The organism is Muribacter muris, assembly GCF_004569585.1.
Lineage (GTDB): Bacteria > Pseudomonadota > Gammaproteobacteria > Enterobacterales > Pasteurellaceae > Muribacter > Muribacter muris.
On record NZ_SPPA01000023.1, the window covers coordinates 1 to 25,191 of the forward strand.

Here is a 25,191-nt window from a genome sequence, read left to right on the forward strand (position 1 = left end):
TTAATTCACCATTGCCATATTTTAGAAACGGGTAATGAATCTTATCGATTTAAACATCGTAATTAAGAAATAATAAAAGTGGATCACTTTTAAAGGATCTTTGTGGTTCAATTTTGGAAGATCATTGACATCTCACCTCATTAGATACAAAAAAAGCCACTTAATGTGGCTACTGACTTTCTGTTGAAAGCGACAATATCGTAGAGCGGTTTTTAGTTTTTGTCAATGAGATTTATCCCGCTTTTCGTGGTAGTGAATATGCAGGTTGATTTTTTTGTTGTCTTCAATCGCAAGGAAAATCGCCATTAGCATTGTGATGACAGCGTGAATTAAATTAGTCGGTTGGAAAATGCTAATAATTAAGATAATGAGTGTCATCAAAATAGCGATGAGTTTGCCGAGGTTTAGGGGATTCATTTTGCCTTCCTATTAAAAGCAATCTCCCAGTGCTAGAATAGTGGTGTCTAATCATTATTTTTTACAGCAAGGAGATTGCTATGTCCGAAATATCGAGTGTAGTGACAGCGGTTTGTGCTGTGCTTGGGGTTATTGGGGGTTTTGTGGTTTGGATGAATAATATTATTCAATCAAGAATGCCAGCGTGCCATTTTACTGTATTTAGGGTTCTTTCATCTCGGATTTATCGTGTTACACTTTATCCAAAGCGGATAAAGCACGTTTATTTGCTTGAAAACATTCAGTCAAGTTATCCGTTATACGCTCAGTTTAAAGGCGTTGATATTCTTGGACGAGGTGATGTTCAGCTGATTGATGAACTGAATAAGGAAAATCTGGGGATTGTTATTCAATCTTGTTACCAGCAATTAGAAAAAGAACCTATCATTGAATTTTTTATTGATTTAAAAGGCTATCAAAAACCGATTTATTCGATGAGATTATTATTTAAATCTGAACATTTCCCATTTCGTTGGGGAAAGCCCGTTAATATTGCAATAGATACAAAAGAAGCCACATAATTGTGGCTTGCTGACTTTCTGTTGAAATTGGATATAGTCTAGAACAAAGGGCGGTGGTGTCAATATCCTACATACTGAAATCCCCTATCCTGTGCTAGAATGGTAGTGCCTAATTATCATTCATCAAAACAGGAGATTTCAGTATGTGGGATTCATTTTCTAAGATAGTTATTCACTTGATTGATAAGGTTTCATTAACTGCTATGTTCCTCTTTACCTTGACTTTTGGTCTGTTATGGTTCGCTATTCCTTATGAGATGGCTGCTTATTACCTTGCACCAAGAATATTACCTATGGGAATTTATTGGGGCTTTTTATTTGTGTGTTCTAGTGGAGTATTTCTTTTCTGTAGAGTAATAGAAAATTATTGTTATCCACGTTTTAAGCGGTGGAAAGCATTTCGTGCGTGGGAAAAGATTTATGCAACACTTTCTCCAGAAGAGTTAGCAATTGTCGAAAAATTGGTAAGCCAAGACGGTGCACCCTTAGAATTAAAAAACGCTCAAGCGATAAATTTAGTTTCTAAGGGTATTATTAGTGTGAAGTTATTTCATCCTATGTTTAATTCGTATTTGCTTACGGCTTCATTTCGAGCTTTTATTTTTAATAAATATCGAACAGAGATACATAAAAAGCCCACTTGTTAAAGTGGGCAGCGGAGTGGGCTATCGACTATGTCGATTTCTCTTTTTACCATTCCGCAACCGCACTCAATCAGTCGTAAAACCCAACTTAGTGCAAACAAAACCGACTGAAAAAGTGCGGTTGGGAATGTCCCCTGTATCACGCACATACAGGGGAACGCACGCACGAATTTACTAACCTAATTTTCCTTACTTTTTAACTTGCACCTGCCCCTCATTGCAGCACCGATTATTTGTTTTCGGTGGGAACTTAATTGAGGGTAATGAATCATATCCACCTAATCGGTGGGGCTAATTCAGCTCTGCTGCGTCAAGCCTGCTTTTCGTGGGCTTTCACGTGTCCATTCAGAACAGCACTTTGCATTTCCCGTTGAGATTGTCGGTCGTAGCCGATAAATCCGCTTTGACGAACAAGGTCGCAGGTTCTCTGTCAATGCTGTTTTGAATGGCGACCGCAGTCGTTTTCACGGTGATTGTGCTTGACCGACACAATCCTGCGGTCGTTTAAGTAAGTCGCACTATGCTTCACGATTCACTGCCGTTGCCGAACTGTACGCCTACTTGTCACCCCAATGGTTCCGTTGCCAATTCGCCCTCACGGCGATTTTTCACGTAAGACTAAACGTTTATCAAGCTGGCAGGGCTTTTTATCTGCCTGTTTAAGCAATCGCACTTGATAACCGCTTGGGATGTTTTTATTTCTGAATTGTCTAAAATTGAGTGTATGGGTGAGAGTGCCTTTCTTTACCCCGAAAGGCAGGGGTATAATGTGATTTCCTTAAACACAACTAAAAGGTTCACACTATGAAAAATTACTTAATCAGCTATGATTTGAATAACTTCGATAAGGATTATTCAGACCTTATTAAAGCCATTAAAACCTATCGCAGTGCTTTGAAAATTCTCGATTCTGTTTTCGTCATACAAACATCATCATCTGCGTTTGAGATAACTTCTTATTTAAAAGAGTATCTTGATGAAAATGATGAAATCATCGCCACAGAACTCACAGAAGATACTGCGTGGATCTTGCAAGGCAAAAAATCTGATGAATTAGCGAGGTTATTTACCTAATACCGGCAGAGCTAATACCTTTAAAATCAAAGACTTCATCAAGTTCATTATTTAACTTCAACATTTCAAGCTGTTTGATGATTTCAGCAGCTTGATGTTTAATCATATACGTTCGTGAATCGCTAAACTCGACTGTTTTATTGACAAGTACTTCATCATCAATTTGACAAGAAAAGGTTAGTTTGAACTTATGCTCTGTTGGAACAATTCTTACATCGTCGTCATTTTGAGTTTGCATAATTTTTCCTCTTGGTTATTACACTCACCCATACACTCAATTTTTAAAGAACATTCAAACCACCGTCTCTGCTGTCTCTCGGCTTTCGCCTGCTGGGTTGTTTGTTTTGATGGGTGTAATTTAAGTTATCTTAAATTAAATGACAAGCTAAAATTTTAATATTTCTTAACTTATTTTAAGAATACTTTATTTATCAAAGAGTTACTTTTTTTGTTATTTACTTGATTGCTTGTTTTTTGAGCTTTGTGGGAACGCTTGAGGCTGAAATCGGTGAAAAAGGGCAAGATTTTGCCCTTTGGGAATTAAGTTTGGGGTTAAAGTAATGGGGAGAGGGTAAAGAAAACCGCCCGTAGAGGGCAGCTTAATGGGGTAAGGTTGGTTTATTGATATTATCTTCAATCATAAAGAATAAGCCTAATATAGTTACGAAAAGAAGATTACAAATAATTAGTAAGTAAGTGATTTTTAGACCACTAAAAATCCAGCTTACTTCATATTTACTTATTAAATTTATGATATTAGGTTCAGCTATTTGTGCTAATCCGCCGATAAAATAAGTAATTAGACTTACAAAAGAGAGGTAGCCAAACAAACTAGTTAAAAATCTTCTCCTTGTTATAGGTTTTTCCTTTCCCCAAAGATAAATTGGCTTTTCCCCTCTCATTTCTTCGTCTAACCGAGGCAGAGAGGCAGTAGATATTGCTGCTAGTGAGGCAATATAAAAACCTGTTAGGATTTGCAATATTCCATTCACAATGGCTACAAATCCTTTATCTCCAAGCAAACTAAGCTTTTGAGGCAGGTAGTAGTTTGCCACCACAATCAAAGAAGTTAGAATGATTGGTAATAGCACATCAAAATAGAATTTTTCCTTATGAAAAATTCTCAAATAATTTAGAGGTGCTAATAGCTTTCTCATATTTTAAATAAATTCAATCATTTTTCTGATAAGTTCACTGTGCCACTTATGGTCGCATAGATAAATAGGTTTATCAAGCAAAATTCGCTGTTTCATTGCGAATGGAGATACTCTGATATCCTGTGCTGTCTGTTCGTTGGTTAATTGTTCAACCTTATCTAGATTATAATCACTGCTTTGAGTTTTGTGATCAACTTCGTGAGTTACTTTTAATCTGTCGTAACCCTTACTTTTTGAAAATTTTGCAAGCTTTGCTAATTTATTAAACGTTTCATTTATTATTCCTGTATTTACTTTCCCGAATTCTAATCTATGGGTTTCTTTATACTGAATTCTTGTTTCTTCATCTTCATCAGGATCTAACGCTCCTGATTGAAAAGCCTCATATTTAAATGCTGTAACAGATTTAATTTTCCCTGTTACCAGCTGCTCTTCAAAATTATTTGCAGCAAGGAAAGTAATATTTATTTGTGGTTTATGCGTTTTATTTTTATCGTTAGGATCTTGATAAGCAATGTTTCGAATTGCGTAATTTAATAAATCTTCGACTGCACCTCTACTCAAACCTTGCATTTCCTCAAGTGAAGCAGTAAAACAGTTTGGAAATAGTGTATTTAGTGTGTTTGTATCAATTACCAAGTGGGCAGCACAAGCTCCCCCTTCATTCGTATTTTTCTTCACAATGCGAGATTTTCCTGTAATAGTATCTGCGAACGCAGGGTCTGAAGCATTTCTATTTATATATTGTAGAAATAAGACTAAATATCTATCTTGAATAAGCTTTGCTTGAAGAATGCGATAAATTGAGTTGCCATTATCTCTTTTATATACAATTTGTTTGAAATTAGCTTTTAGATAATTCACAATTTCGGAAATTGGAATATAAAAACTAATATCATCTTTTGAACTTATTTTTACTTCACAAGAATAAGTAAAACGTCTGTCATCACTATATAAAATACTCATTACAAGAACCTTATTAAAATAATCTCCCCAAAATTTAACTTCTGGCGTTGAGGTAATAAAATTATCCCTTTTCTTGTCTCTATACCAAAAATCCAGCTTCTGCTCTATGCATAATCAATATTTTTCTCTATTTATTTCGTAAGATATTGATTGCGATGTCGGCTACTTCACCTGCCAGCTCCTTCTGCTCCCACAAGGCATTCCAAATCGTATCTTCTGACAATACGCTGTAATTACCTTTGGTGTCGAAGGTATATTTTTCTGAGTTATCGTGTAACTCTATCCATTCGGGCTGTTGGTAAAAGGTTTCAAGCTCTTTGGCTAATTTAGTAGCCTCTTGCCAATCTTTTAGGCTATCTGCCAGCTTTTTCTGTAATTCGAGTAATCGCCCGTAGTTATCTTGAGCTTGTTGGATTTTCTGTTGCATTGCTGTTACTAGCGTTTTCTCCGATAAATCCGGTGTTCTATCATTGTTCCGATGATGCGGATTTCCTGCTTATTGGAATACATTTTGGGGTAATCAGGGTTTAGTGGAATGAGTTCAAAGTGTACTCTGCCAAGCTCATCGACCTCTCCAGTTTCGCGGTATTTCTTAAATGTCGCTTCATAATCACCATTGATAGCGACAACAAATTCACCTGTTGCGGGTTTTTCTTCAGGATCAACAATAATATAATCACTTTCCTTGAAATCTGGTTCCATTGAGTCGCCGGTTATTTCAAGGGCAAATCCATATTCTGAAATTTCAAGATCAGTCATTAGGTATTCATAGCCTGTAGAATTAAATCTGTCGCAAATATCCGTCCACATCCCTGCTTGTACATAGCTAATAATCGGCACTTTTGTACCTTGCGTTGCTGGCGTTGCTTTCGATACATTGCCTTCACCTTTAAGTAGCCACGTTAATTCACATTCAAGAGCGATCGCTAGATCAAAGATATTTTCTGCGTTTGGCTTAGTTGTATCAGACTCCCACTGTGAAATAGCAACGTGAGAAACCCCTTTAATCGCTTTAGCCACATCTTTTTGTGTAAGTTTCAATTCTTTCCTACGGGCTCTAATACGTTGCCCTATCGTATCTAGTTCCATTATAAACCTCAATGAATTTGTTAAGTTATCTTAACTCTTATTTACTAAAGTTTCCTTTAGTGTTATTATTTTAAGAATTCTTAAATAAAAGGAATGCTTATGTATAAAAGAGATGTTTTAGAACACTTCAAAAAAATGAGCGAAGTCGCAAAAGTTCTAGGCATTACAGTGGCAGCTGTTTCTCAATGGGGAGAGGTGATCCCCGAAAAGAATGCTTACCGCTTACAAACTCTCACAGGTAACAAATTAAAAGTGAATGAGAGTTTGTATCGTATTACTGGCAGCTAATTTACCCGATTTCCCCTTCTGAAATCTTCAAGAAAACACAGGAATTTTTTATGAACGAATTACAGAGCGATCACAGCTTTGCACCAATACAGCAGACATTGCAGCTACGGTGTAAAACGGCTCGTGGCGGGATTTCATCGCTGGCATTAGGGCTGGGCAAGTGTGAGAAGAAACTGGCTAACGAACTCAATATCAACGTAGAGCAGAATAAGCTCGGTTTTATGGATGCCGTGCAGTTGATTGTACTGACAGAAAGCCGAAACGTTGTTGAGATGATGGCCCGTGAGGTCGGTTGCACATTGTTACCAATGCCGACGTGCCAGCATAATTCTGTTGATCAGCTTAGAGAAGTGCTGAATTTATCTTCTCAGGCAGGGCAGTTATGCGGGAAATACAGCCGTTCGATTTCGCCGGACTCTGAACTAGGTGAAAACCTCTCACGAAAGGAAATTCACGAATTATTAGACATTTTAAACCGCTTGCAAGACAGCGTGCAGTGCCTGAAATGGGAACTGGGACAATAAAAAACCATTGCTTATCGGTAATTAAATAATAAGGAGAACATAATGCTAAATGTGACTTATGAATTGAAAATGAAAATTGATGGAATGGACTTTCGTGAATATTACGACATCAAAGTCCGCCATCCAGAAGGTGAAGTAAGCCCTTTCGATACGTTCCAAAAATTTTTGGAGTATATGAAAAAAGAAGTAGCGGCACTTAACCTTGAATCTGATTTGATTGAAAGAAAGCCCCGCTATTATCGGGAGTTAGCGGTATTTAAGGGGAAACAAAATCAGTAATGGGGTCTGGCGAAACCTCATCATTATCATCTGATGTATGGCTATATAGCAACTCATATTGGGCGTTAATAATTTTTGCCAGAGAAAATAGCTCTGAGGTGAGCCGATCATAAATATCATCAATATGTACAACGCTTTTTTCTTGTTTGAGTGCTTTGATGATTTCTTCTTTAGGCAAGATAGAAGCTGCGAGTTTTAGTGCATCAGCACGAGAAAGTTTTTTCATATCCTAATCCTGTTTTTGAGTTGTGGTTAGGAAAAGTATAAATCCTTTGAGTTGTGGTGACAAGAAGGTGCTTGAAGCCGGTGCAAGCCTAAATAAAGACCGGCGATTGAGCAATAAAAAACCACCGCTGACACGGTGGCTAATTACACTCACAAGGAGATTTTCGAATCTATGGAAAATATTAACCCGAATGAAAAACAAAGTCAAAGCCAAAATGCTCAAATTTTGGCATTTATGCAAAACGGCGGGCGGATTACTTCGCTTGAGGCATTAGAGAAATTTGCTTGCTTACGACTTTCGGCACGCATTAAAGATTTGCGTGATCGTGGCTATGCGGTCTGTGATGAATTTATCACAGTGCCAAGCGGCAAGCGTGTGAAGCAGTATTTTATTGAGGTGGCAGAATGAGTATGTTGTTAATGGTCAAAGCGATGCAATGCAAAATTGGCAATCCTGCTCGCAAATTGGTGTTATTGAAATTAGCTGACAACGCTAACGATGATGGCGTGTGCTTTCCGAGCTATCAATACATTGCTGACCAGTGTGAAATCTCTCGCCGTAGTGCGATCAACCATATTGATACGTTGGTTGAAATGGGGTTTGTTTCTAAAAAAGAACGTAAGAACAAAGACGGTTCTAGCTCGAATTTGTATCAATTACACCTTGATAAGCCTAGTGAAAATTCTGCACTAGGGGGAGTGAAAAATCTGCACCACCCTAGTGAAAATTCTGCACTAGGGGGTAGTGAAAAATCTGCACCCATAACCAGTCACTCTTTTGAACCAGTCAATGAACCTAAAAAAACTACGCAAAAAACTTCAGCGTTGGCTCTGCTTGAACAGTTTGGAATTACCGAACAATTGGCAATCGATTTCATTGCCCACCGAAAAGCCAAACGAGCAGCCATCACTAAAACTGCCCTTGATGGATTTCAGCGGGAAGCTGACAAGGCAGGAATTCCTATTCAACAAGCTATCGCAATTTCGATTGAGCGTAACTGGCAAGGCTTTAATGCCGACTGGTATGGGCGATGTATGTCGAACACTCAGGGATTTGCCAAAAATCCGTCTAATCGTCCCGCTTGTAATTCGCCAGACCCGTTTGACAATTCCGGCAATTGGGCGAAAGGGCGGATGATTTATGTTCGGGAGGACGCACTATGAAATCCGTTACCGACTTATCAAACAAGCCCTTAGTCGGCAGCGAGCCGAACTACCACCTGCCGACAAAAGCGGTAGAAATTACGCCACAGGCTCACGAGGTAATGGATAAATTATTCCAACGGCTGACATTGATTTTCCCCGCGTGGCGAAGTGCTTTGCCGACTGAAACGTCTATTGCCGAGTTTAAGGCATTTTGGCTTGAGGAGCTGATTAACGCCAAAATCCGTAACTGGAAACTGCTTGCACGGGGACTAGAGCGTTGCAAGCAATCGAAAAGCCCCTTTTTACCGTCTATTGGGCAGTTTATCGAATGGTGCTTAGCGGAAGATTACCAAGCTCTTGGCTTACCGGACGAAGATAAACTCTATCGCCGATTACACGCATTTATGCGGTTTGGCATTGAAGAAATCGGGCAGTTTAAGTTTGAAAGCAACGCTGAGTATTGGCTGATTACGGACTTGTATGTGCGTTGCCGAGCGGGGGAGTGGAGCGAGAAAACGTTAAGATCCGAGATTGGAAAGGCATTAGACAAAATGGCAGGTCGCCTCAAACGATGTGAGCCAATCCCCGAACCGAAAATTACGCTACCTGAACAGGTGCGTGTGATTGATAAAGACAAGGTGAGTGCATTTTTCGGCGGATTGCTGAAACAGTTGGGAGGCAAGCAAAAATGAGTTTTGACAAAGATACTTACCGCACACCGCCGTACTTCGTGAATTGGCTACGCCGCCGACAAGGCTGGTGGCATAACTGGATTGATGGCTGTGCGAGTGAAGATAATGCGGTATTTGAGAGCTATATCGGCAATGGCGTAATGGCACTGTTTCCCGATTTCTTAGATTTCAACCCGTTAAGTATTGTGGCGGAGTTTACCGATGAGGATATTGCCTACTTCGTCAATCCACCTTATTCAAACCCGTTGCCGTTTGTGAAACGGGCGGCAGAGCTAAAACAACAAGGCTATTTGGTGGTGATGCTACTACCGGCGGATAAAAGTACAAAATGGTATGGCGTAATTCAGCAACACGCTACCGAAGTCATCGACATCATCGGTGGTCGGATTAACTTTCTCGACCCAGACGGCAACGAAGTAAAAGGCAATAACAAAGGCTCAATGGTTGCCGTGTTCGATCCGTATATGCAAGGATTTATCACACGGCAGGTGGAGTTGGATTTTGTGAAACAGTGCGGTGAGGCGTAATGGCTAAATTCCAAATGATGAAATTAGCCGGTGGCACCTTTGTGCCGGCAATGGAGATGGAAGCCGATGCCTTACAAAAATTCCGTAACGGTGAACAGTATGAAGTTGAGATTAAGCAGGTCCGCAATCCTGCCTTTCATCGCAAGGTCTTCGCCTTCTTCAATTTCTGTTTCGAGCATTGGTCGGCGGATAAAACGCAGTGGAAATACTTTGACGAGCGTAAGCAGTTCGAGACGTTCCGTAAAAATCTGACGGTGCTTGCCGGCTATAAAGAGGTAACTTACAAATTAGACGGAAGCCTGCGGGTTGAAGCCCAAAGCCTCAGCTACGGCAATATGGAACAAGATGAATTTGAGCAGTGCTATAAGGCGTTAATCAATGCGGCATTGCGAACCGTATTCAAAGGGTGTGATGACCCGATGATTTACAATCGGTTAATGAGCTTTTTTTGAGGGAGAAATAAACCGCCTGCGGTTTGCAAGCGGTCGTTTGAGGTTAGAAATTTGCAAGACGTTGGTTAAGCCGTTCCCATTCAATCGGCTGAGTGGTTTTAAGCGGTTCAAGGCAACGTTTGATAAGGGGGAGGCAGTCTTTGTAACAGCGTTTGTATTCGGTGTAGTTGCCATAGACCGGACCTGAATAGCGAGAGCCTAGCATTTCGAGTGGCTTAATCAGTGAGCCGAGTAGTTGTCGCATTTGTTCGTGGGAGAACAGAAGCCAGACGAGATCGTGGATGTCGTCTTTGGTGATCTCAAGGGAGTAAGTCGGTTCGGGTTGGGGTATTGGCAGTTGTGCCGTTTCTCTGTCGAGAATATCCAGTACCCATTTTCGGAATTCTTTTGCTACGGGTGTTCTGGCAAACATTGCGATTAAGTGAGCACCACGAAGGGAGAAAATGCGTTGTTGAATTTGACGTTGGCTATCGTTAATTCCGTTCACGGTCAAATTGACCGAGAATGACATATCAGCGGTAAATTCATCTTCATAACGGCTGTAAATTCGCAATACGGAGCTTGTATCAGCGTATTTAAGAGCTTTTGCTAGATCTGTAGCATAAATGTAAGTTTGGTTATTACGGTTGATAGTTTGAAGTGTGGTTGATTGGAAAGTTAATTGAGACATAAGTCTACTCCTTTTGTGTTTAATCTACGAGATTAGATAGGGTTGCCAAGTGGTTCGTAGGCTGCACAAAAGAAACAGCTGGACTTATTCCCCTTTCGGGTCTTTTATTCGTCGCCCACTCGGCATTGATAAAAAATAGATACAAAAAAATCACGCTTACGGTGGTGAATTGATACCGCTTTTGTAAGTGACAAGTAGTAAAGGCTACGACCCCTTTAAAACTTGGAAATAATCCTACGCTCAACAGTGGAGCTTGTCAAGCGTAGGGATTAAGTTAATCGGCTTTTTGCCGTTTCGTAGGCTTGCGAGCGTTCTCGTTTGCCGATAGCTAATACGATGACTTTTATTTGTGAATTTTCAACCTGATAAATTAAGCGATAGCCTGAGGTTCTTAGCTTAATTTTATAGCCGTTGGGAATTTCTCGGAGGCGATTAGCGGGGATCTCGGGATTTTCTAATACTTTGACGAGCTTTTTCTTAAATTGTGCTTGTATGGTGTGGTCGAGTTTCTGCCATTCTTTAAGCGCTTGTTTTTCAAAAACGAGTTTATAAGTCATCTAGGCTGACCTCAACGAAGCCTTGAGGGTTTTCAAGGCGATGTTTAGCGATGCGGATTAACTCTGCATCTTCATCATCAAGTACAACCTGTTTAACGGGTAAACGGCGATTGTCTGCTATGTACTGGAAATAAAGGCGAATAGCTTCACTTGGTGAGATGTTAAGGTCAGCTAAGACGGCGTAGGTTTGTTGTTTGAGTTCGTTATCTAGGCGGACGTTGATGGTTGCCATTGTGTCATCCTTTTGGTGATTAAATGATGGTGTATTGTAATGCGATTTGTAATGCAACGCAAGAGGAGAGAAATGATTAAGGATGAATTAAAAGGTTGGTTGGCACTTGTGCTAATCGCTGTCGGCTTGGTGAATGGGGTGATTTGATGATCGGACGAAAGAATAAGCCGCCGAAGCAGCATAAATGCAAAGTATGCGGTGATTACTATACGAAGTTTCAAAGCACACAGCAGGTCTGCTCGGTGAAGTGTGCAATGGCAATGGGTAAGAAAAAGGCGGAAGAAAAGCGAAGAAAGCAAGAAAAAGCCGAGCGATTGCAGAAACGGGAGCGGTTGCAGAAACTGAAAACTCGTAGCGAGTGGTTGAAAGATTTACAGAAAGTCTTTAATCAGTTTATCCGCTTGCGTGATGCCGATTTGCCGTGTATTTCGTGCGGGCGTTTTAATGTGGTGCAATGGCACGCAGGGCATTACCGGACAACTAAAGCTGCACCGGAACTCCGATTTAACGAGCTGAATGTACACAAGCAATGTAGCCAGTGCAATGATTATTTGAGTGGGAATATTCCGATGTACCGCCCAAATCTCATCGCTAAAATTGGTTTGGATAAAGTGGAATGGCTGGAGCGGCACGACCACCCGCCGTTGAAGCTGACGGTGGACGAGATTAAGGATTTGATCAATGTTTACAAAGCGAAGGTAAAGGAGTTGCAGGGTGGCTAAACTATTGGAAGAACCTAAGCAGGCGTGGGTAGTCAATCATTTAGAACAGTGGGGAGCTTGGGTATTCAGCGGACTGGATTTTGAAAGCCGTATGAATATGATTGCAAAACTGATGATGTCTGCCGACCCTGAACGTATTACATTGCCGGAACGTGAGATGTGTTGTGATGAGTTAGGTTTGGTGATGAGCTCGGTGATTGGTTACTGTATCAAAAATCCGTGTCCGCAGGATTATAAATATTTGGAGGCAAAATATGTTTTTGGGTGTTCAGTATATGCGATTGCGAAGTATCATTGGACGAGAGATAAGTCTGTTAAATTTAAAACTTGGCAAAAAAGAGTGAGGGAAAGTATTCAAGCATCAGAGTGGATTATCGCTAAATTTCTCGATATTGCACTTAAAAATCATCAAAATGCAGCAAAATTAAAGAAATTTACTTTTAACTAAAAATTTCTCTTGAAATCGGTAGGTAAATAACCTAATATATCAGCAATGTTGGTCGTCGTGTAAGTGATGTTCAACAAAGCGAATTTACCGCCCTGAGCAGAAATGCTTGGGGCTTTTTTATTGGGATTTTTATGTCAAAAAAAGAAATCAACAAAGCCTGCTCGTGATCGTGATTACGACAAAGAATACCGCACCTATCACGGTACACCGGAACAGATTGCTAATCGCTCTGCTCGAAACAAAGCTCGGCGAGTAATGGAAAAGGAAGTCGGTAAATCGGCGTTGAAAGGAAAAGAGGTCGATCACAAAAAGCCGTTATCTAAAGGTGGCTCTAACGCCCGTAGTAATTTGCAGGTGTTATCGAAGACGGCTAATCGAAAGAAAGGCAATAAGTAATTATTAGGAAATTTAATTTTAAGTATAAAGCCCTATTGCAATCAGTAGGGCTTTTGTATTACTATTCCTTTGCTCTCAAAAAGCATTATCAGTATCGGTTATCTCAACTCACCCCGTTAGTGTGATTTTTTTGTACCTGAAATCCAGTAGGCTTGACCGCCATTATCAAGTTTATTGCAGGCAGAAAAAGAGATAGATAATTTATCAATGATCGACAGTGTGAGGAATACAACACCGCAAGGGAATAACTCCGCTGGAATACTGACCAGTTTTGAGCTGTCGATCACCCTAACTCAAAATTAGGGCTTCTTTCAGAAGGAAATCAGTATGTCAGATTTAACTATCCTAAACACTTCCGTTCGTCAATTAGACAATCTTTATTCTTTAAACGATCTTCACCGTGTAAGTGGTTCTGAAGATAAGCACGCTCCATTCCGTTTTATGCGGAATGAACAAACTCAAGAATTGATTAGTGAAATTCAAAAGGATTTTGGAACACCAGATTTGGTGTTCCAAATTAAACGAGGTAAAAACATTCAAGGCACATACGCTTGCGAAGAACTCGCCCTTGCCTATGCGACTTGGATCAGCCCTAAATTCCATTTAGTGGTGTTGCGGGCGTTTATTGCGATGCACCGTGGGGAAGTCGCTCAACATCAGTTAGCATTACCTAATCCTGAAAAGACATTCAATATAACGCTGACGGAAGATGAATTACGTTCACTAGCGTGGTTATGGAAAGCAGCAGAGCGTATGCGGAATATCTTAGCGGTGCTTTACAAACCTGTTGAGCTGATGGGGTCAAAATTCTCGGGGGCAGTCTATGGCTCGGTAACGGAATATAAGCGGACACTTGAGCAAGCTCGCAAGATTATCGTTCGGGAAACAGCGACTATTGAAACGGATAAATGGGATATAAATAATTGGAACAATGTTCTCCACGAGTTGCGTCAGGGGGAATTACGCAGTTCAATTTAATGTGTAAAAAAGTTTAATCATCTCACCGCTTGTAAGGGCAACCTTGCAGGCGGTTTTTTATTATGGGAGAAAGTTAAAATGAAACAGTATCACTTTCTATTTAAGTTTATTCACGAGGGGCAGGTGCATTCTTGCCCTATTCGGGCAGGCAGTGTACGAGAAGCGAAAGCCTTAGCGGAAAGTATTCGGGCTGATTTGCATTATGCTAATGACTATGAAGAAATCCTTGAAGTGCAAGAAGCCGAGAACAAGTTTGACGGGCAGCAGATTGCGTGGATTTGTGCAAGACCGGTTGATGAATTACCGTTTCCTTTTAAGCAGTTGAAAAAGGCTGCCTTATTGTTTGCCTATGGTACTGACTGCCAATGTTGCCTAGGGTATCGGATTATGGGCGGTTTACTGCTTGGCGGTATCGTCGGTTATCTACTGGGGTAAGGTGAATGGCGAAATACGACTGGGAAACGATTAAAACGCAATTCATTACATCGACTTTATCGATTGAGGAATTTGCAAAACAAAATGCGATCCCTGTTGGTACGTTACGCAGACAAGTTTCGCTAGGGAAATGGGTGGAAGAACGAGATCGCCTTAAGATCGAAGTGAGATCGAAAACGACCGAGTATATTGTCAATAACCGTGCGGCAACATTAGCAAAATTTGATGATGATTGTGTCAGTCTGGCTGATGAGTTTAGGCAAAAGGCACGAGAGTTCTTACATCAAATTGACAGCCCAATGGCTCTGAAAGCCTTAACCGGTGCAATGAAAGATACGCAAGCGATTGCACGGTTGGCTTTAGGAGCAAGTACCGAAAATCAAGCCACGAAAGCAGTAAGTGATTTCAGCGATTGGTTGGAGAATTTAAACAATGGGACAGGGTGAGGTCATTGATAAGCTGAGATATGAATTTCGGCTAAATTTCCCGTTTTATGCGGCGAAATGCTTGAAAATCCGCACGAAGACGCAAGGTCTGCAACCCTTTCTGCTGAATTCCGTTCAGCTTGATTTGAATGAGCGAATTGAAGATGCGCTACGAATGAAGGGCAAAGTCCGTTTTATTATTTTGAAGGCCCGACAAATGGGGATTAGCACGTTCGTCAATGCCCGTTTCTTTCATCGTTCAACATTCTACCCCGGTACAAAATCAATGGTGTTGACCCACTTAGACAGTGCGACACGAGAACTGTTTGAGATGAGCCGTTGTTACTACGATCATTGCCCTGATGAATTTAAACCAAAGGCGAGTCGCGATAATGCCAATGAGCTTGCTTTCACATCTATTTCCAGTGCAATGAAAACGGCGACGGCGGGGAGTAAGAATGTCGGACACGGCTCAACGATTCAATGCTTACATTGGTCGGAAGTCTCCCGCTCCCGCTACCAAGAAGAGATGACGCTTGGGGTAATGCAAACTGTACCGACCGGCGATGGCTCGATGATTATTCTTGAGAGTACCGCAAACGGTATCGGCGAATATTTTTACCAAACGTGGCAAGAAGCGGTGCGGGGTGAAAACGAGTTTGTCCCGATTTTCTATCCGTGGACGGCGATGCAGGAATACCGTGCTGATACGACAGGCGTTGAATTTTCAGCGGAAGAACGGGAATACCAACGGTTACACGGTATTGATGATGAACAGCTTGCGTGGCGGCAGATGAAGATTAAGGGCTTTAAAGGCTCACCTGAAGAGCGAACCGCCCAATTTGCCGAACAGTATCCGATTGTGGCGGAAGAGGCGTTTCGCTCCTCTGATAATGCGTTTATTGATGTCAATGCCGTGCGTGCAGCCCGTAAAGCGACAATGGGCGGTGTCGGGGCGTTAGTCTGTGGCGTTGATCCTGCTGCCGGTGGTAAAGACAGTACGGCGATCGTGTTACGGCAGGGGCGTAAAGTGTTGAAAGCGTGGCGGTTTAAACGTCCGGATACGATGGAAATTGTCGGGCGTTGTGTCGATGTGTTGAATGAATATAAAGTCGATATGATGTTTGTCGATGCTGTGGGGTTAGGTTTAGGCATTTATGATCGCTTGGTTGAATTGGGCTATAAAGATCGGGTAATGGATGTAAAAGCCAGCCGTAAAGCCGATAACTCGGAAGCCTACTTCAACAAGCGGGCGGAAATGTGGGACAGAATGAGCGAATGGCTGGATAACGGGGCAGATATTCCTGATAGTGATATTTTTGAAAGCGATTTGCTGATGCTGAAAGCGGAATACGACAGTGCTCGGCGGCTGAAAATGCAGAGCAAAGCGAACTTAAACAGTTCGCCAGATTTAGCCGATGCACTGTCTTTTACCTTTGCCCTTAATCATATTATGCCGAAAGCCGAGCAACCTAAAGAGTACGAAGGCTTACGGCGGGTGGCAACCGGTGGCGGGAGTGCATTAGTAGGGAATGTCTAATGGAAAATGAACAGATTGATTTACCCCAAGATGAAGATGAGCGTGAAGCGGTCTATGATGAATTAGCCGAGCGGGTGTTGGCGAATTTCCGTCAAGCAAAAGATTTCCGCAGCTCGCACAAAGTCTTGGGGAAAAGTGTGGAGAGTTGGCTAAACCGTTTGGATAATGCCTATCATAAGATCCACGAAGCCGAAGAGTTGAAAGGGCGTGAGAATATGCGCTCTTATTTTGGCTTGATTCAGAATAAAACCAATATGACGGCAAGTTATTTGCGGTCTAAATATGTGAATCCGCAATCACCGCCGTTTAACATTGCGCCGACACCGATTGTTGAATTGCCGCAAGATAAGCAGGAAGAAGGCTTGGAAAGGGTGAGAGCCGAGCTGCTAAATACGCTGATTAGCCATAATTTGCCGTTTGATGCCTTAATTGGCTCAAACGGTTTTTTATTGCCGCAAGTCGCGCAAGCGGTCGGACAGCTTGCCAAAAATGCAAAAGCAAAACTGCGGGAAGTGGAAAACACGATTGCCGCAGATGCAACTGAAAAGATGAAAACGCTCATTAAAGATCAGTTAGTGGACGGAGGGTTTAGTTCAGCGATCGCCGAAGCCATTTTTGATGTGGCACTTTATCCGGTAATGGTATTGGGCTATGAGAATGAAGCGGTCACGGATTATGTGTGGCAGAAAAACAAGTTTGTGAAAGAGACGACTATCCGCCCGACTTTCCGCCGTATCCACCCGAAAAATGCCTACTTTGCACCCGACAGTAGTTCGGCACAAGACGGGGCGTACTTTATTGAGCTTGCCAAACGCAGCAAGGCACAGCTTGCCGGCTTCATCGGTAATGCACAGCTCGGTTATCTTGATGAGGTGCTGAAAGACATTCTTGAGCAGGGCGATGATAACTGGCTCGGGACGGTATTAGACAACACGACCATTCTGACCGATTTACACGATGATGAAGTTGCTATTCTGCGTTGCCAAATGCTCGTGAGCGGGGCGGACTTGATAGAGTACGGCGTAAAGCTCAAAGCGAGTGAGCAGTACGACTATTTCAATGCGGATATTGAGGTCTGTAATAGTCGGGTGATCCGTTGTCAGATTGTTGCTCATCCAAAAGGCGAGCGGACTTACTTTTCTGCCGGTTACAAGCGGATTGCCGGCGAACCCTACGGGGTGAGTGTCGGTATGATGATTTACGACCGTCAGCTTTCGATTAACCGCACCCAATACGCAATGATGTTAAATACGCAGTATTCTGCCGGCCCGATGCTGGAAATTGATGCGGGGGCGTTTGACAATCCTGATGAAGTGGTGATGACCCCTTATACGAGGGTGTATTCCAATCCTCATCGTGAAAATCCGGCATATAGTGGGATTCGCCAGCACCATATTCAGCCGACATTCCAATTGTTATTCAATCAGATGACCAATGAAATCCGCCTTGCCGATGACGAGTGCGGTTTGCCGTCTTTCTTAAACGGCAATGCGGGTTTACAGGGGGCGGGGCAAACATTAGGCGGTCTGGCAATGATGACCGACAATGCCGTGCTTGGTTTGGAAGATTGTGCCTATAACATTGATGAATTTTTCTTACGTCCGGCGGTAACGCTGTTATACGCCCGCAATTTAGTCGGTGATGATGACAGTGTGAAAGCCGATGCCAAAATTATCCCAACGGGGCTTTTGGGCTTGAAAGCTGAGTTGGATAAAGCAAAACAACTTGCAGGGCTTGTGCCGCAAGCAAGTCAAATTGCACAACAAGGGGGAATACCACCACAGATGTATGCGGATATTGTGGCGCAGTATTTCAAAACACAGGGGATTGATACCGACAAATATCTGTCGGGCGGCAATATGCAGGTTAATCCCAATCCAATGGTCAGCCCGACAGACGGGCTGGTAGATAAGAGGAGCTTAGGCTAATGTGAAGATTGATTTAGATGAAGTCAAACAAGGCGATCAAGTGTGGCACGACCGCTACGGCTACGGTACGGTGATTCGGGTACAAAAAGGGGTATGTGATGTGCAGTTTGGTGAGTCGCAACGCCCGCAAACTTTTACCGAAGGCGGAATGCACAATGGTTATAAAGTGCTGTGGTGGCAGCCGCCGATGATTTTTACTCCACGCAAGCGGGTTGATTACCGTCATTTTTTGCACATTGTGGACGGTTTACATCAGCAATTATTCGGAGGTGAGCGATGAGTTGTCAGCCAAATGTCATCACGATTGTGAACCTGCAATCCGCAGATGTTAGCGGGTTTTCCGTTTCAAAGGCAGTTCGAGTAACTGCCTTTGGTTTATCCGGCAAAGATACGGTAACGTTTAGACGAGTGCAATATTGCAGCAAGCAACCGAATTATATGCGGGACGGGTGTTGTTTGTTTGTCCCCGAACCTGCTCATCTTTCGAGTGCGGTCGATTATCAAATCGGTGAGTGCAACCCAAGTCTGACATTGAAGCGTAACACGATCATTATGCCTTACGCCGGCAGTTACATTCCGGTTGTTAATGGCAGTGAAAGTGCAGACTTAGTCGTACAGGTTGAGCCGGTGGACGGCACACACTTTGACGATAAGGAAAAGGGGATTGAACCCTGCGGCGTTTGCCTTGATGAAACGTGGGAAACCACAGGTGCAGAGCGTTGCAACCAGCATTTTGTCGAGCAAGAGGAAATCTCTAACTGCGGCAATGTGCGTTGGACGCGAACAGCGAAACGGTGTGGCTACTATGCCAGCGTGCCGTTACCGATTACCCTTGATGACGAGGCGTGTTGCGGTTCGCAATTTATGGGGTATTTATTCCACCCGAGTGAACCCCGTGATCCGGATGCGACCGTTGAAATCCGAGATTGTGAGGGTGTGCTACACGGTTATGCGTACCCACAAGCGGGAGACGGGCATACGTTACCGATTCAAGAATGCGGCGGCGATATTGTCGGTTATGCCGTCAATAACTCTGCGACCGCACCACAATTACTGACGGGGTGTAAAAATGGCAGTTAAACCGATTTATGAAAATTACTTAAACGAAATGGGGTGTAGCAGCTCAAGCTCACCAGTGCCGACTGAGCTTATGCAACAAGTTGAGGCACTAGCGCAAAAAGTTAGCGCACAAACTACAGAAATTCAAACCTTACAAGCCGCATTAGCGGATAAGGTGGGTAAATCCGAGTTAATCACCGTGCATTCATTAGAAGATGAAGCACTGTTCAAAGCCTTTCCATTAACCACAGGAGAATAAAATAATGGCGGGAATTAAAATTCGTGTCGCAACACACGATAACGACACAACTGATATTGATTTATCTCGTAACGGGACAAAACTCAGCGTTTCACTGGGAGATAAAACGGCTGAAATTGATATTGCCGAGTTTATTCCGGCAACAATGGCAGACCGCTTTTTAGCAGACGCTCGCTTTGATGAGACAACAAATGAACTTGTGCTAACCACTCGCAAAGAGGGCGAAGAAGACAATGAATTGCGTGTACCGGCAGCGGAAATCTTTAAACTGGATATTGAGCCGATCTTTAGTGAAACACAAAATGTCCAATTCAATATGGAGATTTCTTCTACAGATTCTACGAAAACGCTGAAACCGACAAATTTAGGTCGTATCAAAGGAACAAATTGGTATGTATTCCAATTTGATGAAGCGAAGATTAATGCCTTTAAGCAAGATTTAGCTTATGAGGCTAATCGCCCGTCTTTTAGTTATCATTATATTCTTGAACAGCCGAATCTTTCTGGGCTTGTGTTTACATCATCCTTCTCCGAAGGTAGCTCTCCAAATAAAGTTCTAGGTACCTTCAAGGTGAAAAACGACAGTGGTTTGAAAATGACTGTTAGCAAAGACGTGAAACAATCCACTTTACCGAGCCATTTTTTTGTTGCAGTAGAGGGTAATGCGACAGATTTACGTTTAGTATTAAACGATGTAGATGCAAACGGTAATTACACATACACAGCGGTGGGTGAGGGGGATTTCTCTCGTGAAGGTTATGACAGACAAATGGAACACTTTACAATAACCCTTGTTGATGAGTCTCACCAACGAGTAGGGTGGCTAGATTCAGCAATGTATGATGTAGTATATCCCGAATTAACGCCACCTCCATCTTCTGGAGATGAGCCCGGATACGTGTAACATACAGCCCCTTTCATTAGGGGCTTTTTTATAGGAGAAAAATATGGCATTTGTAACGTGTGCGCAATTGAAGCCCTTGCAGGATTTTCAAAATACGAAAATTGCCAGCAATGAGGCAGAATTACAACGTGCATTAGAGGCGCATAATGCTAAATTAAAAGCCCTGCAAGACGCATTATTGGCTAAAGCTCAAGCAGATAAAGAGGGTAATTATAGACGGATTAAAGAACTGGAAGCACAGATTGATGGTTTACAGGGTGATTTAATTGCCGGTAAAAATGACTTATCAGAGGCTCTTTTGAAGTTGAAAGGCTCGGGCGTGAGTGATGAGGTGTTTAACACGATTGTCGCTAAAGTGTTGGCTAATGCGAATACTCGGCCGGGTAAACAAGTCAAGGCGATGACAGCGAATCCTGATGGCTCGGTAACTATTACCTATACTGATGGTTCAACAGAGAATATTCGAGATTCTGTTGTCGCGACCGACCAAAAAACCATTGTGGGTAATGGTGGTTCAGCCCTCTTAAAAGTAAAAGTCAGTCCTGCGGCGGATAATTTATTAAAGGTTACCGATGAGGGATTAGCTGTAACACAGAAAGCGAAGTATCCTAGTTTGTTTGTGGATTATGAGAATGGCTCTGACGAAAATATTGGTACAAGAGCGAAACCTTTAAAAACTATTCAAGAAGCCCTTTCCCGTAACGATGCTAATACTATAGTCTCTATTTACCTTAAAGAGGAAGTAGAACATATTGTAGATAGAAGCAAAGAAGAAATTGTATTTAAAACCGGTACCATTAGGGTTTACCCTTACGGGGAGAAAATAGACAGATCGCTTAACGAAGACCCTAGAGTAGTAGATGCTCAATGGGCAAGACGATATGCGGTCGAAGAGAAACGTTCTGCAAAGATTGTTTTTAAAGGTATTAAACCATTTAAATTTCCTCATCAAGAGATGTCAGGTAGACCTCAGGTAAATCTTTATGATAAATCAGTCATATTTATTGGAGATAATACGAATGTGGTCTTCGATGGTATCCACTTTGTAGATGATTTAGGGTTCTCTATTTCTCTTGAGAATATGGAAGCACAAAAGAGAGATTTGGCAGAGATGGCTCAAAATCGAATCAATGTAGGCGGTTCGGGGACGTTGACGGTTACTGCTTTTACTTTAGAAACAAGAAATCGTCCGACTGTTACAGACACGGATGGACAGTCATTAAATTATGTGAGATCTCGAACTAATGGCTCGGTAAACTTACTTGAAGCAAAAGATGCAAAAGGATTATATCGAACAGGTATCTTTGGTATGCACTCTCAGTCAGGAGGGGCTATTACATTAAGCCGGTTATACCATACAAACTTAACCTTTGAAGAATATGTTATTTCGCCATCTGGTTGGAATACAGGTATGCTGGCAAGTAAAACATTGAGTTTACTTGCCTTAACCCCTACTGAAAGACAATGGGTTGTAGATAAAGTATATCAGTGGGTAACTGATGCCACAGACAGAGTGGTATTAGCCCCTACAACCGATATTTCCTATTCAATGGTTACAGAGGGTAATACCTGATAATAGACTTAACCTATTTTTTACTTCAATCAAGGAGAACAATGGGCAATATCCGCACCCACACCCGCATTACTACCCAACAGCCTCAAACTGCCATCGAACCCCGTTTCACCCTCAATACATTATTCCCGATTTCGACCAATATCGATGTTCGCAAATACCCAAAACGGGTGATTGCGTGGGGACTAATGCCCGGTGAAACCGTGTCGGTACATATGGCACGCACACAATCCCTCGGTAATCCGAACTGGGCATTGCGTGATGAGGAATGCTGCCCTTGCATTCTTGAGCCTGATCCGGTGGTGAATGCACACCATATGCCGTACAAACGGTGTCACCAAGTTGTGATACTCACAGATGAAGACCCCGCTATCCATATTGACGATGCCGGGGTTTATTATTTTGAGTATCACGGCAATCACGAAATCACACTGGAACATTATGACGATCCGGTGTTAAGAAAACCCTGCGGCGAGCGAAAGTAAGCCGCTTTTTTAGAGGAGAAACACAATGGCAACCTTAAAACCAACGGCGAACGCTAAGCATAAAGTCAATGCCCAAACAGGCTTTGGGCAAAACGGGCAAGTGCGTTTCCGTGATTCCACCGCCAGTGTCGGCGGGCAAATGTTCGGCGGCAGTATGACGAACAAAACCGGTCAAAAACCAACGAACTGTTCGGATTGCAGTCGCTGATGAAACAGCAAGACCAACCGAAATGGCGACAGATTTATCAGCCGTCCAGTCGAGAAGAGTTAATTGAACTCAGAGCAATGCTTTCTCAACACGACCGCTTTTCATTCTGTCTGGAAGCCTTTTTATGTGCGGAAGTGCAGGTAATGAACGCCAAGGCGAGAATTGAATTAGATACCGAACTCCGTTCTGACTATCAGCACGCCGCACACACCTTAACCGAATTACTGGGCAAACTCTTTGCCCCACAACCTCAGCCGACAACGGAAAGCCCAAGGCTTTAACGCTCGGTACATCTCCCCTTAATGTTTTTATTTCCTACTGACTAACAAGCAGGAGAGGGGAGATTTCCACCTCATTTAAGGAAATGACCAATGGAAGAAATCACGAACTCAACAGACCCGCATAACCCTTATTTACCTGCCTATCTGCGTAAACGGCTTGCCACTGCAAAAGAGGACACGCAACCAAGCGAAGCAGAACCGGCAGTCGAAAATTCCCAAGGGGAAGTGGATAAGGACGAGACTCAAACTGAGCCTACCGAACCCTCGCAAACCGGCTCGTCAGAGCCGGCTAAGAAAGAGGAGGGCAACGAATGGAAAGGACGGCTACGCAAAGAGCAAGAACATCATCGACAGACGAATGATCGCTTGCTGGCTGAAGTTGAAGCACGCCAAAGAGCCGAAGCCGAGTTGGCTGAATTGAAAGCCAAACAAACAGCCTCGCAGACAGCACCCTCAAAGCCCGCCCCACTGCCAACGGCAACGGCGGAACAATGGAGTGATAACGAGCTAGAGGAGCTTTCCTCGTTCATTGGTGGCGAGCTTGGCAATAAACTCGCCCGCTATCTCAAAGGGCAACCGCAATCAATGCCCGATGTGAATAAAGTCGTGGCAGAAAAGTTTGAGCAACATCAAGCCCAAAACGCCGCTCAACTGAAAACCCAACAATGGCAACAAGCGGTACAAGAACAACTGCCCGATATTCACGGCTTATTGCAAGATGCGCAATTTACCGATTGGGCATACGGGAAAGAAGTGGATTATCTCGGCAACAATGCGATGACATTGATCAGCCAAGCCGGTCAAGCCCAAAACGTGGCACTGGTGCCGAAAATCCGTGCGCTACTGGATGAGTTTAATCAATCTAAACAACCGCCCCAACAAACGACTACCGCACCACCTAATAAAGGTGCGGCAGTCAAAACAAGCGGGGCAAAACCGAAGATGACGGCAAAAGACATTCGACATAAGGAAATGCTCAAACGACAGGGCAAGACCGATGAGATGATTGCCTTTTTGCAAAAATTTGATCACAGCTAACCGCTTGCAAACTGCAAGCGGTTTTTTTATGGAGAAAACCAATGGCATCCATTACTCGTACCGCCGACTACGGCGGTGTAGGACAGGGATTGTATATCCCCGACAGTGCAACGGATATTGTTATCAGTGAAGCCACCCGTTGTTCTGTGTTACAACATATCGTCAATCAAGAATACGATATTGATAACTTAGGCTTAAACTGTGCCCAACAAGCCCATTACCATATCTTAACCGATATTGAGATCGGCGATTTTACCGGTGGACAATGGAACGGTGAAGAGTGGGAGCCTGACGATCCGTTCCGTTCCGGCACGATCAAAATGTGCCAACAAGTCAAAATCAAAAAGAAATTCTCACGTGATGAAGCCATTGCGCACTGTTCACGTTGGGAAGGTATGATTCAGACAGGCTATGAAAGCTCTATCGCTAACTCTCTGACCCGTCATACCGAACGTTACGGCTTTGCGATGTTAGTGGCGTCGGCTCACAAGCTGAATACAGGCAATAAAGCCGGTGCGGTCAGTGGAAACATTATGCTGGGCGATACCGTTAATCCGGTCAATATCGGTAAAAGTGGGGTCTCTGCAATGGAACTGCTGTCATTGATGGAGCAGACCATTCAAGAAAACGGCTCGACCTGTGGCGGTAATCAGTTGAAAGTAGTCGTTACCCCCGCGTTCTTAAATAAAATCCGCAGTGAACAATCGGCATTAGGGGCAGGCTGTTGCTTACCAAGCAACCCGATGATTTCCGGTATTACTCACCCAGTGCTAGGTATGGATATTTATGCCACCCTGAATTTGCCAAGTTACAAGCGGGCAGACGGTAAAACCGTTAACTATGTATTAATGGTCAATCCGAAACACATTGCCGCCCCAATCTCACTGGATTATTTAGAGTGGGATAAAAACTTAAACGATATTTACTTATTGGGTAACTACCGTTTTGACGTGGCGGCACTCACCAACAAATCTATCGCTGTGGCAGCGGTTGTTACTGACTAAGGAGGTATA

At 42.8% G+C, this 25,191-nt stretch carries 40 protein-coding genes; 29 read left to right on the forward strand and 11 right to left on the reverse strand.

The genetic code is table 11. From position 1 onward, the window contains the following. Positions 1–222 precede the first annotated feature (222 nt). Entirely contained in the window at positions 223–417 is a 195-nt protein-coding gene (locus tag E4T80_RS09720) for a hypothetical protein (protein ID WP_135057897.1), read from the reverse strand. An 80-nt stretch (positions 418–497) separates the two neighbouring features. Between E4T80_RS09720 and E4T80_RS09725 the strand changes: the two genes are divergently transcribed. Continuing rightward, complete coding sequence (locus E4T80_RS09725; RefSeq protein ID WP_135057899.1) at positions 498–977, forward strand: hypothetical protein; 480 nt, start codon at positions 498–500, stop codon at positions 975–977. A 143-nt stretch (positions 978–1,120) separates the two neighbouring features. Continuing rightward, complete coding sequence (locus E4T80_RS09730) at positions 1,121–1,624, forward strand: PH domain-containing protein (RefSeq protein WP_135057901.1); 504 nt, start codon at positions 1,121–1,123, stop codon at positions 1,622–1,624. Between the two features lie 342 nt (positions 1,625–1,966). On the opposite strand, the gene E4T80_RS13270 is transcribed toward E4T80_RS09730, so the two are convergent. Then, positions 1,967–2,089: a hypothetical protein gene (locus tag E4T80_RS13270; protein ID WP_265588431.1), complete on the reverse strand. Its 123-nt coding sequence runs from the start codon at positions 2,087–2,089 to the stop codon at positions 1,967–1,969. A 336-nt stretch (positions 2,090–2,425) separates the two neighbouring features. On the opposite strand from E4T80_RS13270, the gene E4T80_RS09735 reads away from it, so the two are divergent. Next, positions 2,426–2,695 carry a CRISPR-associated protein Cas2 gene (locus tag E4T80_RS09735; RefSeq protein ID WP_135057903.1) on the forward strand — a complete coding sequence of 90 codons (270 nt, stop codon included), beginning with the start codon at positions 2,426–2,428 and terminating at the stop codon, positions 2,693–2,695. On the opposite strand, the gene E4T80_RS09740 is transcribed toward E4T80_RS09735, so the two are convergent. The 5 genes from E4T80_RS09740 to E4T80_RS09760 form a co-directional block, all read right to left on the reverse strand. After that, positions 2,688–2,933 carry a hypothetical protein gene (locus E4T80_RS09740; protein ID WP_135057905.1) on the reverse strand — a complete coding sequence of 82 codons (246 nt, stop codon included), beginning with the start codon at positions 2,931–2,933 and terminating at the stop codon, positions 2,688–2,690. The two genes, E4T80_RS09735 and E4T80_RS09740, sit on opposite strands and share 8 nt — an antisense overlap. Positions 2,934–3,294: 361 nt before the next feature. Next, complete coding sequence (locus tag E4T80_RS09745; protein WP_167740717.1) at positions 3,295–3,852, reverse strand: hypothetical protein; 558 nt, start codon at positions 3,850–3,852, stop codon at positions 3,295–3,297. Between the two features lie 3 nt (positions 3,853–3,855). Next, entirely contained in the window at positions 3,856–4,818 is a 963-nt protein-coding gene (locus tag E4T80_RS09750) for a hypothetical protein (RefSeq protein ID WP_135057909.1), read from the reverse strand. A 127-nt stretch (positions 4,819–4,945) separates the two neighbouring features. Beyond that, positions 4,946–5,245, reverse strand: coding sequence for a DUF4298 domain-containing protein (locus E4T80_RS09755; protein ID WP_135057911.1), 300 nt, complete (start codon positions 5,243–5,245; stop codon positions 4,946–4,948). 8 nt (positions 5,246–5,253) lie between these two features. Further along, complete coding sequence (locus E4T80_RS09760) at positions 5,254–5,907, reverse strand: LexA family protein (protein ID WP_135057913.1); 654 nt, start codon at positions 5,905–5,907, stop codon at positions 5,254–5,256. A 99-nt stretch (positions 5,908–6,006) separates the two neighbouring features. On the opposite strand from E4T80_RS09760, the gene E4T80_RS09765 reads away from it, so the two are divergent. From E4T80_RS09765 to E4T80_RS09775, 3 genes are read left to right on the forward strand one after another with little or no spacing between them, the layout of a single operon-like run. Then, positions 6,007–6,195, forward strand: coding sequence for a Cro/CI family transcriptional regulator (locus tag E4T80_RS09765; protein ID WP_135057915.1), 189 nt, complete (start codon positions 6,007–6,009; stop codon positions 6,193–6,195). 50 nt (positions 6,196–6,245) lie between these two features. Next, entirely contained in the window at positions 6,246–6,719 is a 474-nt protein-coding gene (locus E4T80_RS09770) for a phage regulatory CII family protein (RefSeq protein ID WP_135057917.1), read from the forward strand. 42 nt (positions 6,720–6,761) lie between these two features. Further along, positions 6,762–6,998 (forward strand): hypothetical protein, encoded by a 237-nt coding sequence (locus E4T80_RS09775; protein ID WP_135057919.1) that lies wholly within the window; start codon positions 6,762–6,764, stop codon positions 6,996–6,998. On the opposite strand, the gene E4T80_RS09780 is transcribed toward E4T80_RS09775, so the two are convergent. Then, positions 6,976–7,224, reverse strand: a complete 249-nt coding sequence (locus E4T80_RS09780) for a hypothetical protein (RefSeq protein WP_135057921.1) — start codon at positions 7,222–7,224, stop codon at positions 6,976–6,978. The genes E4T80_RS09775 and E4T80_RS09780 overlap by 23 nt on opposite strands. A 171-nt stretch (positions 7,225–7,395) precedes the next feature. On the opposite strand from E4T80_RS09780, the gene E4T80_RS09785 reads away from it, so the two are divergent. Genes E4T80_RS09785 through E4T80_RS09805 form a run of 5 tightly spaced genes read left to right on the forward strand, consistent with a single transcriptional unit; the run spans position 7,396 to position 10,040 of the window. Then, positions 7,396–7,632, forward strand: coding sequence for a helix-turn-helix domain-containing protein (locus E4T80_RS09785; protein ID WP_135057923.1), 237 nt, complete (start codon positions 7,396–7,398; stop codon positions 7,630–7,632). Next, complete coding sequence (locus E4T80_RS09790) at positions 7,629–8,387, forward strand: helix-turn-helix domain-containing protein (protein WP_135057924.1); 759 nt, start codon at positions 7,629–7,631, stop codon at positions 8,385–8,387. The genes E4T80_RS09785 and E4T80_RS09790 overlap by 4 nt, the downstream gene beginning before the upstream one ends. Beyond that, complete coding sequence (locus E4T80_RS09795) at positions 8,384–9,061, forward strand: replication protein P (protein WP_135057926.1); 678 nt, start codon at positions 8,384–8,386, stop codon at positions 9,059–9,061. Before E4T80_RS09790 ends, E4T80_RS09795 begins: the two co-directional genes overlap by 4 nt. After that, positions 9,058–9,588, forward strand: a complete 531-nt coding sequence (locus E4T80_RS09800; RefSeq protein ID WP_135057928.1) for a DNA N-6-adenine-methyltransferase — start codon at positions 9,058–9,060, stop codon at positions 9,586–9,588. Before E4T80_RS09795 ends, E4T80_RS09800 begins: the two co-directional genes overlap by 4 nt. Beyond that, the gene (locus tag E4T80_RS09805) at positions 9,588–10,040 is read left to right on the forward strand and encodes a DUF1367 family protein (protein WP_228064884.1); all 453 of its coding nucleotides are present in this window, start codon (positions 9,588–9,590) and stop codon (positions 10,038–10,040) included. The genes E4T80_RS09800 and E4T80_RS09805 overlap by 1 nt, the downstream gene beginning before the upstream one ends. A 43-nt stretch (positions 10,041–10,083) precedes the next feature. On the opposite strand, the gene E4T80_RS09810 is transcribed toward E4T80_RS09805, so the two are convergent. The 3 genes from E4T80_RS09810 to E4T80_RS09820 form a co-directional block, all read right to left on the reverse strand. Next, the gene (locus E4T80_RS09810; RefSeq protein WP_135057930.1) at positions 10,084–10,710 is read right to left on the reverse strand and encodes a P22AR C-terminal domain-containing protein; all 627 of its coding nucleotides are present in this window, start codon (positions 10,708–10,710) and stop codon (positions 10,084–10,086) included. Between the two features lie 269 nt (positions 10,711–10,979). Next, positions 10,980–11,267 carry a type II toxin-antitoxin system RelE family toxin gene (locus E4T80_RS09815; RefSeq protein WP_135057932.1) on the reverse strand — a complete coding sequence of 96 codons (288 nt, stop codon included), beginning with the start codon at positions 11,265–11,267 and terminating at the stop codon, positions 10,980–10,982. Next, the gene (locus E4T80_RS09820) at positions 11,257–11,499 is read right to left on the reverse strand and encodes a type II toxin-antitoxin system RelB/DinJ family antitoxin (protein ID WP_135057934.1); all 243 of its coding nucleotides are present in this window, start codon (positions 11,497–11,499) and stop codon (positions 11,257–11,259) included. The genes E4T80_RS09815 and E4T80_RS09820 overlap by 11 nt, the downstream gene beginning before the upstream one ends. 146 nt (positions 11,500–11,645) lie before the next feature. Between E4T80_RS09820 and E4T80_RS09825 the strand changes: the two genes are divergently transcribed. From E4T80_RS09825 to E4T80_RS09910, 18 genes are all read left to right on the forward strand, one after another. Beyond that, positions 11,646–12,221 (forward strand): recombination protein NinG, encoded by a 576-nt coding sequence (locus E4T80_RS09825; protein ID WP_135057936.1) that lies wholly within the window; start codon positions 11,646–11,648, stop codon positions 12,219–12,221. Then, positions 12,214–12,669: an antiterminator Q family protein gene (locus tag E4T80_RS09830; protein WP_135057938.1), complete on the forward strand. Its 456-nt coding sequence runs from the start codon at positions 12,214–12,216 to the stop codon at positions 12,667–12,669. Before E4T80_RS09825 ends, E4T80_RS09830 begins: the two co-directional genes overlap by 8 nt. Positions 12,670–12,789: 120 nt before the next feature. Beyond that, positions 12,790–13,065 (forward strand): HNH endonuclease signature motif containing protein, encoded by a 276-nt coding sequence (locus tag E4T80_RS09835; protein WP_209304376.1) that lies wholly within the window; start codon positions 12,790–12,792, stop codon positions 13,063–13,065. A 327-nt stretch (positions 13,066–13,392) separates the two neighbouring features. Then, the gene (locus tag E4T80_RS09840; RefSeq protein WP_135057942.1) at positions 13,393–14,043 is read left to right on the forward strand and encodes a KilA-N domain-containing protein; all 651 of its coding nucleotides are present in this window, start codon (positions 13,393–13,395) and stop codon (positions 14,041–14,043) included. A gap of 78 nt (positions 14,044–14,121) precedes the next feature. Next, the gene (locus E4T80_RS09845) at positions 14,122–14,478 is read left to right on the forward strand and encodes a hypothetical protein (protein ID WP_135057944.1); all 357 of its coding nucleotides are present in this window, start codon (positions 14,122–14,124) and stop codon (positions 14,476–14,478) included. 5 nt (positions 14,479–14,483) lie between these two features. Beyond that, positions 14,484–14,924 (forward strand): hypothetical protein, encoded by a 441-nt coding sequence (locus tag E4T80_RS09850; RefSeq protein ID WP_135057946.1) that lies wholly within the window; start codon positions 14,484–14,486, stop codon positions 14,922–14,924. Continuing rightward, positions 14,911–16,443, forward strand: coding sequence for a hypothetical protein (locus E4T80_RS09855; RefSeq protein ID WP_135057948.1), 1,533 nt, complete (start codon positions 14,911–14,913; stop codon positions 16,441–16,443). Before E4T80_RS09850 ends, E4T80_RS09855 begins: the two co-directional genes overlap by 14 nt. Continuing rightward, positions 16,443–18,371, forward strand: coding sequence for a hypothetical protein (locus E4T80_RS09860; RefSeq protein WP_135057950.1), 1,929 nt, complete (start codon positions 16,443–16,445; stop codon positions 18,369–18,371). The genes E4T80_RS09855 and E4T80_RS09860 overlap by 1 nt, the downstream gene beginning before the upstream one ends. Before the next feature lies 1 nt (position 18,372). Beyond that, positions 18,373–18,651, forward strand: a complete 279-nt coding sequence (locus tag E4T80_RS09865; RefSeq protein WP_135057952.1) for a hypothetical protein — start codon at positions 18,373–18,375, stop codon at positions 18,649–18,651. Continuing rightward, on the forward strand, positions 18,648–19,451 hold the full coding sequence (locus E4T80_RS09870) for a hypothetical protein (protein WP_135057954.1): 804 nt from the start codon (positions 18,648–18,650) through the stop codon (positions 19,449–19,451). Before E4T80_RS09865 ends, E4T80_RS09870 begins: the two co-directional genes overlap by 4 nt. Beyond that, complete coding sequence (locus E4T80_RS09875) at positions 19,441–19,689, forward strand: hypothetical protein (protein WP_135057956.1); 249 nt, start codon at positions 19,441–19,443, stop codon at positions 19,687–19,689. The genes E4T80_RS09870 and E4T80_RS09875 overlap by 11 nt, the downstream gene beginning before the upstream one ends. Positions 19,690–19,693: 4 nt before the next feature. Then, the gene (locus tag E4T80_RS09880) at positions 19,694–20,593 is read left to right on the forward strand and encodes a hypothetical protein (protein ID WP_135057958.1); all 900 of its coding nucleotides are present in this window, start codon (positions 19,694–19,696) and stop codon (positions 20,591–20,593) included. Between the two features lie 43 nt (positions 20,594–20,636). After that, entirely contained in the window at positions 20,637–22,166 is a 1,530-nt protein-coding gene (locus tag E4T80_RS09885; protein WP_135057960.1) for a hypothetical protein, read from the forward strand. A gap of 41 nt (positions 22,167–22,207) precedes the next feature. After that, a complete protein-coding gene (locus E4T80_RS09890; protein ID WP_135057962.1) occupies positions 22,208–22,651 on the forward strand; it encodes a hypothetical protein in 444 nt (147 codons plus the stop codon). Positions 22,652–22,676: 25 nt separating this feature from the next. After that, entirely contained in the window at positions 22,677–22,859 is a 183-nt protein-coding gene (locus E4T80_RS09895) for a hypothetical protein (protein ID WP_135057964.1), read from the forward strand. Then, a complete protein-coding gene (locus tag E4T80_RS09900; protein WP_135057966.1) occupies positions 22,859–23,140 on the forward strand; it encodes a hypothetical protein in 282 nt (93 codons plus the stop codon). The genes E4T80_RS09895 and E4T80_RS09900 overlap by 1 nt, the downstream gene beginning before the upstream one ends. A gap of 90 nt (positions 23,141–23,230) precedes the next feature. Then, the gene (locus E4T80_RS09905; RefSeq protein ID WP_135057968.1) at positions 23,231–24,178 is read left to right on the forward strand and encodes a hypothetical protein; all 948 of its coding nucleotides are present in this window, start codon (positions 23,231–23,233) and stop codon (positions 24,176–24,178) included. Positions 24,179–24,219: 41 nt separating this feature from the next. Further along, positions 24,220–25,182 carry a hypothetical protein gene (locus E4T80_RS09910; RefSeq protein WP_135057970.1) on the forward strand — a complete coding sequence of 321 codons (963 nt, stop codon included), beginning with the start codon at positions 24,220–24,222 and terminating at the stop codon, positions 25,180–25,182. The last annotated feature ends 9 nt before the right edge of the window (positions 25,183–25,191 follow it).